16 protein-coding genes are annotated in these 13228 nt (G+C 33.2%); 4 read left to right on the top strand and 12 right to left on the bottom strand.

The genetic code is table 11. The features are described 5' to 3' along the window. Positions 1-10 precede the first annotated feature (10 nt). The 3 genes from rpmI (at position 11) to AB4Y90_RS11790 (ending at position 1944) form a co-directional block, all read left to right on the top strand. The gene (rpmI, locus tag AB4Y90_RS11800) at positions 11-208 is read left to right on the top strand and encodes a 50S ribosomal protein L35 (protein ID WP_034676300.1); all 198 of its coding nucleotides are present in this window, start codon (positions 11-13) and stop codon (positions 206-208) included. A 118-nt stretch (positions 209-326) separates the two neighbouring features. Continuing rightward, positions 327-671, top strand: coding sequence for a 50S ribosomal protein L20 (gene rplT / locus AB4Y90_RS11795; RefSeq protein WP_034676301.1), 345 nt, complete (start codon positions 327-329; stop codon positions 669-671). 97 nt (positions 672-768) lie between these two features. Continuing rightward, positions 769-1944, top strand: coding sequence for a M28 family peptidase (locus tag AB4Y90_RS11790; protein WP_441557774.1), 1176 nt, complete (start codon positions 769-771; stop codon positions 1942-1944). A gap of 108 nt (positions 1945-2052) precedes the next feature. On the opposite strand, the gene hisIE is transcribed toward AB4Y90_RS11790, so the two are convergent. The 12 genes from hisIE to AB4Y90_RS11730 form a co-directional block, all read right to left on the bottom strand. Further along, positions 2053-2643: a bifunctional phosphoribosyl-AMP cyclohydrolase/phosphoribosyl-ATP diphosphatase HisIE gene (gene hisIE, locus AB4Y90_RS11785; protein WP_441557773.1), complete on the bottom strand. Its 591-nt coding sequence runs from the start codon at positions 2641-2643 to the stop codon at positions 2053-2055. Beyond that, positions 2640-3392 (bottom strand): imidazole glycerol phosphate synthase subunit HisF, encoded by a 753-nt coding sequence (hisF, locus tag AB4Y90_RS11780; protein WP_441557772.1) that lies wholly within the window; start codon positions 3390-3392, stop codon positions 2640-2642. The genes hisIE and hisF overlap by 4 nt, the downstream gene beginning before the upstream one ends. Positions 3393-3509: 117 nt before the next feature. After that, a complete protein-coding gene (gene hisA, locus AB4Y90_RS11775) occupies positions 3510-4223 on the bottom strand; it encodes a 1-(5-phosphoribosyl)-5-[(5-phosphoribosylamino)methylideneamino]imidazole-4-carboxamide isomerase (RefSeq protein ID WP_441557771.1) in 714 nt (237 codons plus the stop codon). Between the two features lie 2 nt (positions 4224-4225). Continuing rightward, positions 4226-4804 carry an imidazole glycerol phosphate synthase subunit HisH gene (hisH, locus tag AB4Y90_RS11770; protein ID WP_441557770.1) on the bottom strand — a complete coding sequence of 193 codons (579 nt, stop codon included), beginning with the start codon at positions 4802-4804 and terminating at the stop codon, positions 4226-4228. Position 4805: 1 nt separating this feature from the next. Next, a complete protein-coding gene (gene hisB, locus AB4Y90_RS11765; protein WP_441557769.1) occupies positions 4806-5900 on the bottom strand; it encodes a bifunctional histidinol-phosphatase/imidazoleglycerol-phosphate dehydratase HisB in 1095 nt (364 codons plus the stop codon). A 2-nt stretch (positions 5901-5902) separates the two neighbouring features. After that, the gene (gene hisC, locus AB4Y90_RS11760; RefSeq protein ID WP_441557768.1) at positions 5903-6928 is read right to left on the bottom strand and encodes a histidinol-phosphate transaminase; all 1026 of its coding nucleotides are present in this window, start codon (positions 6926-6928) and stop codon (positions 5903-5905) included. Positions 6929-6932: 4 nt separating this feature from the next. Continuing rightward, on the bottom strand, positions 6933-8207 hold the full coding sequence (hisD, locus tag AB4Y90_RS11755; protein WP_441557767.1) for a histidinol dehydrogenase: 1275 nt from the start codon (positions 8205-8207) through the stop codon (positions 6933-6935). Between the two features lies 1 nt (position 8208). Continuing rightward, positions 8209-8943, bottom strand: coding sequence for an ATP phosphoribosyltransferase (gene hisG, locus AB4Y90_RS11750; protein WP_441557766.1), 735 nt, complete (start codon positions 8941-8943; stop codon positions 8209-8211). Between the two features lie 250 nt (positions 8944-9193). After that, positions 9194-10294 carry a glycosyltransferase family 4 protein gene (locus AB4Y90_RS11745; RefSeq protein ID WP_441557765.1) on the bottom strand — a complete coding sequence of 367 codons (1101 nt, stop codon included), beginning with the start codon at positions 10292-10294 and terminating at the stop codon, positions 9194-9196. After that, a complete protein-coding gene (locus AB4Y90_RS11740; RefSeq protein WP_441557764.1) occupies positions 10278-10952 on the bottom strand; it encodes a glycosyltransferase family 32 protein in 675 nt (224 codons plus the stop codon). The genes AB4Y90_RS11745 and AB4Y90_RS11740 overlap by 17 nt, the downstream gene beginning before the upstream one ends. Before the next feature lie 11 nt (positions 10953-10963). After that, on the bottom strand, positions 10964-11776 hold the full coding sequence (locus AB4Y90_RS11735) for a 2,3,4,5-tetrahydropyridine-2,6-dicarboxylate N-succinyltransferase (protein ID WP_408086938.1): 813 nt from the start codon (positions 11774-11776) through the stop codon (positions 10964-10966). 255 nt (positions 11777-12031) lie between these two features. Continuing rightward, the gene (locus AB4Y90_RS11730) at positions 12032-12601 is read right to left on the bottom strand and encodes a C40 family peptidase (protein ID WP_441557775.1); all 570 of its coding nucleotides are present in this window, start codon (positions 12599-12601) and stop codon (positions 12032-12034) included. Between the two features lie 155 nt (positions 12602-12756). On the opposite strand from AB4Y90_RS11730, the gene AB4Y90_RS11725 reads away from it, so the two are divergent. After that, a partial coding sequence (locus AB4Y90_RS11725) for a hypothetical protein (protein WP_441557763.1) occupies positions 12757-13228 on the top strand: 472 nt, incomplete at its 3' end.

Raw genomic sequence — 13228 nt, 5'->3', positions numbered from 1 at the left:
AAGCAGAACAATGCCAAAATTAAAAACGAAATCAGGTGCTAAGAAACGTTTTGCTCTTACCGGAACGGGTAAGATCAAAAGAAAAAACGCTTACAAAAGCCACATCTTAACAAAGAAAGAAACGAAGCAGAAGAGAAATCTTACTACTACTTCTTACGTTGCTAAAGTGGACGAGAAAAGCGTTCAACGTCAATTAGCAATTAAGTAGTTTTTATAAATCCTATATTCGGTTTATAAGAATAACAATTCAAAATTTTAACCCTGAAATGGAGCAGCTAAGAGTAATGAAAAAATTACCGCACATTTCAAAAAAAACAATTTAAATTATGCCAAGATCAGTAAATGCCGTAGCTTCTAGAGCTCGCAGAAAAAAAATCATGAAACAAGCTAAAGGTTTTTTCGGTAGAAGAAAGAACGTTTGGACTGTTGCTAAAAACGCGGTACAAAAAGCAATGCAATATGCTTACCGTGGAAGAAAAGAGAAAAAGAGAAACTTCAGATCACTTTGGATCATGCGTATCAACGCTGGTGCCAGAGAGCACGGAATGTCTTACTCTCAGTTTATGGGAGCTCTTAAAAAGAACAACATTGAGCTTAACAGAAAAGTTTTAGCAGATTTAGCAATGAATCACCCTGAAGCTTTCAAAGCAGTTGTAGATCAAGTAAAATAATGTAAAATATTTTGTTATCAATATAAATCCTGAGTTTTTTGCTCAGGATTTTTTTATTATTTACATTTGCTTAAAATAAAAAAAACTACTATTTAAAGTGAAAAAAATTGCAGGTCTTCTACTTCTTTCTTTAGCATCATATCATTTGCAGGCTCAGAGTTTTATCCAGGCTTATCAGACGAGAGCCAACCAGGTTACTCAAACCAATATCAATACTTTGCTTCAGGAGTTTGCAAGTTATGGCATCAAGACGACAGGTTCTGCAGCAAATACGAACGCGCTGAACTGGCTTAAAGCTAAATACCAATCTTATGGTTACAACGCAAGCCAGATTACAGAAGATTCTTTCAATATCGGGAGTACGACTTCCAAAAATTTAATTATTACTAAAACAGGAACGGTTTATCCGAATACTTACGTAATTATTTGTGCACATTATGATACCGTAAATGGTCCCGGAGTAAGTGATAACGGAAGCGGAACTTCTATTTTGCTGGAAGCTGCAAGAATTTTAAAAGACGTGCCTACGGAATATTCTGTAAAATTTATTCATTTTTCGGGTGAAGAACAAGGTTTGGTGGGGAGCAATCACTACGTGAATAATGTAGTTTTTTCTAATAACGTTCGTCAGTTAAATTTAAAAGTAGTGTTTAATATTGACCAGGTTGGTGGACAGCTAGGAAATATTAACGACACAATTAATTGTGAAAGCGACCAGACTTCTGCAGGTGGAACAGCAAATAATGCACCTTCACTTATTAAGACTCAAGAATTGGCCAATTGTACAACGCTTTACTCTCCACTTCAGGTAAATATGTCGCATGCTTATGCCTCAGATTATATGCCTTTTGAAGGAAAAGGAGATGTGATTACAGGTTTTTATGAAACGGTAAGAAGTAACAATGAGCATTCGCCAAGCGATACTTATGCCAATATTGATCCTGTATATGTTTTTAATGTCGGGAAAGCGGCAGTTGGAGCTTTGCAGCATTTTGCCGTTGCATCTTCTGTTTTAGGAACTGATGAAATTGCTCAAAACAAACTTGAATCTGTTAAAATTTATCCTAATCCTGCAAAAGATATTCTGAATGTTGAAATTCCGGCAGAGATCAAAAATTTCGTTTTTGAAATAAAAGATATGAATGGCAGGTTAATTTCCGCTCATGAAAATGAAAAGACCATTAATGTTTCAAAATTATCCAGCGGAATTTATCTTTGTACTGTAAAATCTGAAAATGAAACGGTTACCAAAAAAATAATTATCGAAAAATAGATGATTTTATAGCCACGAATGCACGAATATTTTAATGAAAAGTTTAAAAAATTCGTGCATTCGTGGCAAAAAATAGATAAGTTCGCAGCTAAAAATATAGATAATAAATTATTTGTTTCTATCCAAAAGTATTTCTTCAATATTTTCTAAACTAATATTTTTAGCTTTGAGTAAAATCAAAAAATGATAAAGCAGATCTGCCGCTTCATTTTTAAACAGATCATTATTATTATCTTTTGCTTCGATTACCAATTCCACCGCTTCCTCTCCTACTTTCTGAGCAACTTTGTTGATTCCTTTTTTATATAAAGAATACGTATAAGAATCTTCAACTTTGTCATCAATTCGCTGACTTATTTTTTCTTCGAGCTCAAACAAAAATCCTTTAGAATCTTTATCTCCAAAACAACTGAAGCTTCCGGTGTGACAGACTGTATTTTTTGGAATAACTTTAATTAAAATGGTATCGTTATCACAATCAATTTCAATATTTTTTACTTTTAAAAAGTTTCCTGATTCTTCTCCTTTTGTCCAAAGTCGTTTTTTTGAACGGCTGAAAAAAGTAACAATTCCTTCTTCTTTCGTTTTATTAAAAGCTTCTTCATTCATATACCCCAACATTAAAACCTGTAAAGTTCTTTCGTCCTGAATGATGGCAGGAACTAAGCTGTCGTTATTTTTATTAAAATTAATTTTCATCGTATTGCAATTTTTCTGTTTTTCAATTCATTTTTTAAATCATCAATCCTCATTTCATTAAAATGGAAAATACTTGCAGCCAAAGCTCCCGTTGCCTTAGTTTGATTAAAAACATTTTCAAAATCTTCAATTTTACCAGCACCACCCGAAGCAATTACCGGAATATTTACGCTTTCTGAAATCAGTTTTGTGATTCTTAAACCAAATCCGTTTTTTGTACCGTCACCATCCATTGAGGTTAAAAGGATTTCTCCAGCTCCCAATTTTTCAACTTTTTTTGCCCAATCTAATGTTTTCAGATCCGTTCTTTCTCTTCCGCCTTTTACAAAAACCCAATCTTGATGTTCAACAAACTTCGTGTCAATTGCCACAACAATGCACTGACTGCCAAATTCTTTGGCTAGATCAGAAATCAATTGCGGATTTTTCACCGCCGAAGAATTAATGCTGATTTTATCTGCTCCGGCTTCCAGCAATTTCCTTACATCTTCAACAGAAGAAATTCCGCCTCCAACGGTAAAAGGAATACTGAGTTCTTTGGCAATATTTTTCACGAGTTCAACAAACGTTTTTCGCTCCTCGATCGTTGCTGTAATGTCGAGAAAAACCAATTCATCTGCACCTTCATTTTCATATTTTTTGGCTAAATCTATTGGGTTTCCGGCATTTCTTAAACTTTCAAAATTGATTCCTTTTACGGTTGTTCCGTCTTTTATATCCAGACATGGAATGATTCTTTTTTTAAGCATTTTATTAATTGATTACGCAGAGGCGCAAATTTTTTAATTATATTTTTGATAGGATTTTATCCTATTCTTTATTAAATCGTCCCTTCGGGACTCTCTCTGGAAATCTTTGATTTGCAGTTAAAATAAATTCTGTAAATTTTTCAATGAAATTCTACCTTCATAAATTGCTTTTCCGATAATCGTTCCGCTGCATCCTATTTCTTTCATTTTATGAATATCTTCAATACAGGAAATTCCGCCGCTTGCAATGAGTTGAATATTTGTTTTATCTAAAATTTCTTTGTACAAATCTTCTGAAGCTCCTTCCAGCATTCCGTCTTTTGAAATATCGGTGCAAATCACATTTTTAATTCCTTTTTTCTGATAATCAAGAATCAGATCAATCACATCTCGATCACTTTCTTCCAGCCAACCTGAAGTTTTTATTTTTCTATTCTCACAATCAGCTCCTAAAATAATTTTATCAGGACCGTATTTTTCAATTAAACCAAAACAGAATTCACGATTTTGAACTGCAATACTTCCAATCGTTATTTGTTTTGCTCCTGAATTAAAGGCTATTTCTATATCTTCAATAGTTTTCAAACCACCTCCAAAGTCGATTTGTAAAGAGGTTTCTCGGGCTATATTTTCAAGAACTTTCTGGTTGACGATATGTTTAGATTTTGCACCGTCCAAATCAACCAGATGCAGAAATTTTATTCCGAAACTTTCAAATTCTTTGGCAACTTCTACAGGATTTTCATTGTAAATCTTTTTTGTTCCGTAATCACCTTTTGAAAGGCGCACACATTTTCCGTCGATAATATCAATTGCAGGAATAATTTTCATAACTAAAGGTTTAAAAAGTTTTGTAATAACTGTCTTCCAGTTTTCCCCGATTTTTCAGGGTGAAACTGCATCGCATAAAAATTATCTTTCTGTAAAGACGCACTGAATGGCAAAATATAATCACAAACAGAAGTAGTATCCTCTGACAGTTCACAATAAAAACTGTGCACGAAATAGACATCACTTTCTTCTTTAATTCCGGAATAAATGGTTGATTTAAGATCTGAAATTGTATTCCATCCCATGTGTGGAATTATATCTTTCGCAGGAAACTTTTTTACATGAATATCAAAAATTCCCATTCCGACTGTATTTCCTTCTTCGTTATTTTTACACATCAACTGCATTCCCAAACAGATTCCCAAAACAGGTTGCTTCAAAGTAGGAATTATCTGATCTAATCCTTTTTCCTTTAAAATTCTCATGGTTGAAGAAGCCTCACCAACTCCGGGGAAAATTACCTTTTCTGCATTTTTAATCAATTCAAAATCATCTGTAATGACCGAATCTGCTCCTAATCTGTTCAACGCATTTTGTACGGAACTTACATTTCCGCCGTTGTATTTTATAATTGCAATCATTTTACAGACTTCCTTTTGTTGATGGTAAATTAAAATTCTGATCAGACTGATTCACTGCCATTTTTATTGCTTTTGCGAAGGCTTTAAAAATAGATTCAATTTTGTGGTGTTCGTTTTGTCCTTCCGCTTTGATATTGAGATTACATTTAGCCGAATCGGTGAAAGATTTAAAGAAATGCTCAAACATTTCGGTAGGAATATCCCCTACTTTTTCACGCTTAAAATCGGCTTCCCAAACCAACCAAGAACGACCTCCGAAATCAATGGCAACCTGCGCCAAACAATCTTCCATCGGAAGCAGAAAACCATATCTTTCAATGCCTTTTTTCTTTCCCAATGCTTTTAAAACTGCCTCTCCCAAAACAATTCCGGTGTCTTCAATGGTGTGATGTTCATCAACTTGCAGATCTCCATTTACTTTAATTTTTAAATCTAAGTTGCCGTGTTTAGAAATCTGTTCAAGCATGTGATCGAAAAAATGCAATCCTGTCGAAATTTCAGAATTTCCGCTTCCGTCAAGATTGATTTCTATTTCAATATCGGTTTCGTTGGTTTTCCTGGATACTTTAGATTTTCGAGGGATTTGCTTTAAATATTGGTAAATTTCACTCCAGTTTTCCGTTGTCAAATCTGCATCTTCGTTTGGAATTTCATCAATAAAAATAGCTTTTGAGCCTAAGTTTTTTGCCAATTGAATATCTGTCAAACGGTCACCAATAACGAAAGAGTTTTTAAGATCGTAATCGCCGTAAATGTATTTTCCTAACAGTCCAATTCCTGGTTTTCTTGTTGGTAAATTTTCATGCTCAAAACTTTTATCGATTAAAATATCGTTGAAAATAATTCCTTCATTTTCAAAAGCTTTTAGTATTTTTTCATGAGGTTTTATAAAGTCAACAACGGGAAAACTTTCCGTTCCCAATCCATCTTGGTTTGTTACCATAACCAGTTCAAAATCAATTTCTTTGGCGATTTTTGAAAGGTTTTGAAAAACCCCGGGATAAAATTCTAATTTTTCTAAAGAATCTACCTGAAAATCTATGGGCGGTTCTATAATCAAAGTTCCGTCACGGTCTATAAATAATACTTTTTTCATGTTTAAATGTTTTTTAGAATTTGAATTAACCTGGTATTTTCTTCTCTGTTTCCAACATTAATCCTAATGCAATTCGGAATTTGCGGACTTCTTTTGCTTGTCAGAATTTCTTTTTCCAATAATTTTTCATAAACTTTTTCGACATCTTCAAATTCAATAAGAAAAAAATTGGCATCGGTCGGAAAAACTTTTTTGATGCATTTTACAGCCTGAAATTCATTTTTTAACCATAAAATTTCATTTAAAATACTTTCTATATTTTGCTGTACATTTTCCTGTTGATTGATAAGTTCAATTACTTTTTCTGAACTTAAAGAATTCACATTATAAGGCGCTTTTACAGAATTAATTAACGTAATAATTTCTTCGGAAGAATATGCCATTCCCACTCTCGCTCCAGCCATTCCCCAAGCTTTTGAGAAAGTCTGAAGGACAATAACATTAGGATATTTTTCCAGCAGCTCAATACAAGATTTTTTTCCTGAAAACTCAATATAAGCTTCATCCACCACTACAATTCCATTAAAGTTTTTAATGTAAAATTCAATGTCTTTTATAGAATTTCCGGTAGGATTATTCGGTGAACACAGGAAAAAAATTTTGGATTTAAAATCTTTTKAAATTCTCAGAAAATCATCTTTTACAATTTCAAAATCTGCATTTAAATCAATTTTTATCACTTTATTTTCATTGATTGAAGCGTAAAAACCATACATTGCAAACGACGGATTCATCATTAACACAGAATCTTTTTTAGGTTCACAAAAAACTTTTATAATCAAATCAATGAGTTCATCGCTTCCGTTTCCGACTGCGATTTGACTGACCGAAATATTTTTTATTTCTGAAAGCTTTTGCTTTAGTTTTTTTTGGGTAGAATCCGGATAACGACTTTGTTCTCCAAACGGACTTTCATTCGCATCCAGCAAAACCGGATTTTTAAATTCATTATGATCCCTAAAGCTGATGTAAGGCTGTAATTCTAAAATATTTTTTCTTACTAAACTATTGATGTTAAATTCTTTCATTTTCTTATTTTAATCGGATTGATACGGCATTTTTGTGAGCAAATAATCCTTCTGCTTCAGCCATGAATTCTATTGTTTTTCCTAAATTTTGAAGCCCTTCTTTCGATAAATTCTGAAACGTAATTTTCTTCACAAAACTGTCTAAAGAAACTCCGCTGTAATTTTTTGCAAATCCATTGGTAGGAAGCGTATGATTGGTTCCGCTTGCATAATCTCCTGCACTTTCACAGGAATAATTTCCAAGAAAAACCGAACCCGCATTTTGAATTTTCGAAATATATTTTTCAAAATCTTTTAAAGCCAAAATCAAGTGTTCCGGAGCATACAAATTGCTAAATTCTAAAGCTTCATCAACAGATTTTAACAAAATAAAATGGCTGTTTTCTAAAGCGTTTTTTGCAAATTCATTTCTTGGAAGCTCTTTAAGCTGTTTTTTCGTTTCTTTGATGGTTTGGTTAAAAATTTTCTCATCAGTTGAAAGAAAAATGACCTGACTGTCGCTTCCGTGTTCAGCCTGAGAAAGTAAATCTGCAGCACAGTATTCTGGAATTGCCTGTTCATCGGCAATTACCAACACTTCACTTGGTCCTGCAGGCATATCAATTGCCACATTAAAATTCTGAGCGAATTCTTTTGCTGCGACAACATATTGATTTCCCGGTCCGAAAATTTTGTAAACATTCGGAATGCTTTCTGTTCCTAAAGTCATTGCTGCAATAGCCTGAGCTCCGCCGGTTTTGAAGATTTTTGTAACTCCGCAAAGCTTTGCAGTATATAAAATGGCCAAATCAATATTCCCGTTTTTATCCGGTGGAGTGCATAAAATAATTTCTTTACAACCCGCCAGTTGAGCAGGAATTGCCAACATTAAAACCGTAGAAAATAATGGAGCAGTTCCTCCCGGAATATAAATCCCTACTTTTTCAATGGCTCTGTTTTCCCGCCAACAAATGACTCCTTTTGTGGTTTCAATCTTTTCAATTTCAGGAATCTGCGAGCCGTGAAATTTTGTAATATTTTCTTTTGCCTGCTGAATGGCCAATTTCAATTCTTCACTTATTAAGTTTTCCGAACTTTCTATTTCTTTTTCAGAAGCTTTGATGTTTTTAATTTCAGCCTGATCAAATTTTTTATTGAAAGCTATTAAAGCCTGATCACCATTTTTTTTGACTTCATTAAAAATATCGGCTATCAGTTCTGTTAATTGCTCTCTTTTTAAAACAGGTCTTTTTACTAGTTCTGCCCAGATTTCTTTTTGAGGATATTTATTAATTTTCATCTTAAATTACCATTTTATCGATTGGAATGATTAAAATATCCTGTGCCCCTTTTGCTTTCAGTTCATCAATGACTTCCCAAAAACGTTCTTCATCAATCACAGAATGAATGCTGCTCCAACCCTTGTCGGCTAAAGGAATTACCGTTGGACTTTTTAAAACCGGGAGAACATTGGAGACTTCTGAAATCTTATCATTCGGGACATTCATCAAAATATATTTAGAGTTTTTTGCCCTTAAAACAGACTGAATTCTGAACAGGAATTTTTCTAAAATTTTTTGCTTATCACTATTTAACTGGAACGTTTTTGCCAGAACAGCTTCAGACTTTAAAATGGTAACTGTTTCTCTCAAACCATTTTTGAATAAAGTGGTATTGGGATAAGAAGTTGCAATTTTTTTACCCTGAAAATAATTGATATCATCTGTTTCAACTTCTTTAGGAACTGCTATTGAAACTCTGCATTTGGAAAATCCTAAACTTTGGATAATTTCAATATTTTTTTGTTTTTCTGCTAAAAGATTTTCACCGACAATGGCGATATCAACTACTCCATCTTCCAGATATTGAGGAATGTCAGAATTTCGAAGATACATGATTTCCATTGGAAAATTGTCTACAGAAACTTTGAGCTGATCTTTTCCGTTGTTGACGAAAATTCCGCAGTCTTTGAGAAGCTGAAGAGATTCTTCGTAAAGCCGACCGCTTTTTTGTATCGCAATTTTTAATTTACTCATTTTATTATTTTATATCTGAGTAAACTAAAATGATTAATTGAAATAAATTGCCCGGGAAGAATTTAGAAACAAAAAAACCGTCTGTTTACTCAGACGGTTTTTAATTATTTTGATTTTTAACATAGTCAATAGATCAACAATTCCGTCTACCAGAGATGATGATAATAATGATGTACTGTTAAAAAATTCGGTTTCATTGTTGAAATTTTGTGATACAAATGTAGGACTAATTTTTAATCCTGCAAGAATTTTACGAAATAATTTTTTGATAGAGATTCATCATTTGGTGTGCAATCGGTTCATCATTAAACTTCTGAACAAACTCAAAACCTTTATCAGAACGGCGTTTTCTTTCAGATTCGCTATTCCATAAAAAATTTATTTTTGATTGAATATCCAAATAATTTTTTGGATCGATGTAAACAGAATCCGGGCCTCCTGCTTCAGGAAGACAGCTTGTGTTGCTGGTAATGGTTACCGTTTTTGAAAAAAGTGCTTCTATTACAGGAATTCCAAAGCCTTCAAAAAAGCTAGGATACACAAAAATATCGGCTGATTTATAAATAACCGCCAATTCATCCATTGAAACATTTTCTAAAAAATGAATCTGCTTTTCCATTTTATTTTTCTCAATAAAATGCTTTATTTTTTGAAAATATTTAGTTTTCTTTCCAACGACAACCAAAGGAATTGTTGTGTCTTTTATTGCTTTAACAATGCTGACCAAATTTTTACGTTCTTCAATTGTTCCGACATTTAAAATAAATCTTTCAGGAAGATTGAATTTTTCTTTGGTTTTTTGAATAAATTCTTCAGATTGCTCCTCTTTAAAAGCTTTATGACAACCCTGATAAATAACTTCAATTTTACTTTCAGGAACTTTTAAAAATTGGATAATATCTCTTTTGGTCTGCTCTGAAATGGCGATGATCTTATCAGCAGTATTTGCAGCTTTTTTGAATTTCCAAAGATGGATTTTTCTGTCAAAAAAAGAATAATATTGAGGATATCTTACAAATATAAGATCGTGAATGGTTACGATTTTTTTAATAGGTTTTTTGTCCCATTTTAAAGGTAATTCGCCTGATAATCCATGGAAAATATCTGCGTTTTCTTTTTGTGCATCTTTTCCCATTTTAAACTGTCGAGACATTGTTCCTTTGGAAGTTTCAACAAAAGTAACGTTGGGGTTTGCTAAAATATCCGAACCTCTTTCCGATTTGTTTTTATTGAGTAACAGGTATTGATTTTCAGGATAATATATAGACAAAATTCTAACTAAATCTCTTGAATAATTTCCTAATCCTGAAGTATTATGAAAAAAACGTTTGGCATCAAATGCTATCTTCATCTTCAGGTTTTATAATGTTTTGGGTAAGCTGTTTTTTCTTCCAGTGTTCAGATTTATCACTGTAAAGAAAAAATTTTCCGAGCTTGTATTTAAACTGCATATTGTTGTCATAATGCGGTCCCATAAAGCGATGCGGAATTGTGGGATCTTCTTTTAAACAAGCTTTAACAGCGTCTGTATAAACAGTGGGGCCTGTTGTTTTGTGTACGTTATGAGGGTGTGGATTGTTTTTGATATTATCTAAAATCATTTCCAGGGTTCTCTGTAAAAATGGGTGTCCTGCAGCATATGCAAGACCCCATTGTACATAATATGTTTGTGGAATTTCATCAGTCACCAAAGCGACATCGTCTTCACGAATAAACTTTTTGATCGGCTTATTGATTCCGCTGTCTACGTCTAAATAGACGCCACCTTTTTTATAAAGAATGGCATATCTGAAAAAATCTGCTTTGGCAGCTCCTATTGTCAGCCTGTTATAAGCTTTTAAATATTCCTCAGGAAATTCTTCTTTAAAAAAAGTCTGAATTCTATTATCATCATAAAAATGATATTCGTACTCAGGATTTTTTTTGAGCATTCTTTTGATATGAAACTTCGTAAGCCAAGGAAGCTTATCGGTTTTAAACGTCTGAAAAATTTGTTTAGGAATTGCCATTTTGCAAAGATTTAAACAGCTACGTTATTTTCTCTTAAAGCATCATTAAGAGAAGTTTTTTTGTCTGTAGATTCTTTTCTCTGACCGATGATCAAAGCGCAAGGAACCTGATATTCTCCTGCAGGATATTGCTTTGTATAGCTTCCGGGAATAACAACTGAACGAGCAGGAACTCTGCCTTTTATTTCAACCGGAGTTTCACCTGTAACATCAATAATTTTTGTAGAAGCCGTCAATACAACATTTGCTCCCAAAACAGCCTCTTTTTCTACATGCACTCCTTCTACAACGATACATCTGGAACCAATAAAACAGTCGTCTTCAATAATTACCGGAGCAGCCTGAAGCGGTTCTAAAACACCACCGATACCAACACCACCACTCAAGTGAACGTTTTTACCGATCTGTGCGCAACTTCCAACTGTCGCCCAAGTATCAACCATTGTTCCTGAATCTACATAAGCTCCGATGTTTACGTATGAAGGCATCATAATTACGCCCGGTGCAATATAAGCTCCTTCTCTTGCAACAGCATGCGGTACAACTCTCACTCCTTTTTCAGCGTAGTTTTTCTTCAAAGGCATTTTGTCATGAAATTCAAACGGACCTACTTCAATAGTTTCCATTTTCTGGATCGGGAAATACATTACGACAGCTTTTTTTACCCATTCATTCACCTGCCATCCGTTTTCTGTAGGTTCAGCGGTACGAAGTTCTCCTTTATCAACCAAAGAAATAACCTCTCTAATCGCCTTCTGGCTGTCTTCATTCTGCAATAAATCTCTGTTGTCCCAGATATTTTCAATAGTTTGTTGTAATGACATTTTCTGTATTTAAAAATTGTTAAAATTGAAGTGTCAAATATACAAAAAACTTAAGCAAAAGTGATGATTCAGAATAGGAGTAAACGATTAAAATTTCATTAAATATTTCTATGAAAATTTGTAATGAAGATCAATTTTTTCTTGTATAATTTAATGGAAATTCATCCTAATTTAATTTAGATTTTAATTAAAACATCAGCAATAATTAAAAAATTAAAGTATAAAGATAAAATGCAGCAGTATCCTAAAGTTTAATTATAAAACCCTCTGAGCGTGAAGATAGGCTTTGTTCCAGTATTTTTCGTTCAAGGAAGAAATTATAACTCCTTTGGAAGTTGATGCATGAATGAATTTTATTTCACCATCATTTTCAATAGTGTAAACAATACCAACGTGGGAAACACGACTTCCGCCTGAAGTGGCAAAAAATAATAAATCACCCGGTTTTACAACTTTAATATCGATCGATTTTCCTGATTCTGCCTGATCAGAAGATCTTCTTGGCAAACTGAAGTTATTTTCCTGAAAAACTTTTACGGTAAATCCTGAACAGTCGAAGCCTGAAGAAGAATTACCACCAAATTTATATGGAGCTCCGAGATAATTTTCGGCATCTTTCAAAAGACTTTTTACCGAACCTGAAACTTTGCCGTCAAAAGAAGAATCTAATTTTCTTAGGTCTTCAGATTTTACAACAGTTTTTGAAGAAGTTTTCTTAGAAGAAGAAACGTTTTTAGAGCTTCCGCAAGAAATGATTACGGTAGAAATTATCGCTAAAACAGCAAACTTTTTATATAATTTAATTTCTGAAAAACGCCATTTCATATTCATTTGAAAATCAATTAGATATTAATGCGTTACAAATATAAATTATTTTTATTAATTATACAATAACTATACTAGAACTATACTTTAATTATATATAAAATAATGTTGAATCTCAATTTTTATGTTTATATTTGAGCCTTCTTAAAATAATAATGGCGACTTACGAAAGTTTTATAAAGCTCAACGGAGCAATTGGTGATCTGATTTTTTATAATCTAAACGGTAAAAATATCGTGCGGAAAAAAAGCGGGTTCAATAAAACAGCCTTTAAAAAAAGTCCGACTTATGAAAAAGTGAGGCAAAACAGCTCTGAATTTGGGCACTGCTCAAAAATTGGAAAATTGATCCGTTCCTGCATTTCAAAATATATCGAATTGGCGGATGATGCCCTACTCTATCAAAGGTTTGCAAAAACAATGACCCATATCAAAGATTGCGATATGGAAAATGGAAAAGGAAAAAGATCTGTAAAATTTGGTTTGAAAACGAATGAAGGACGAAATATCCTTCAGCAATTTGAGTTTGGAACGATTCCCTATTTTGATCAAAATACATATATTTTACTTGGATTATGGGATAAAAGTCTGCATTTAGATAAAACACATGTTGCCGACGAAGCAGCGA

It is taken from the genome of Chryseobacterium sp. 2TAF14 (genome assembly GCF_052115105.1).
Lineage (GTDB): Bacteria > Bacteroidota > Bacteroidia > Flavobacteriales > Weeksellaceae > Chryseobacterium.
Note: the sequence above shows the minus strand (reverse complement) of the source record. Positions and strands in the feature narration are given on the sequence as shown.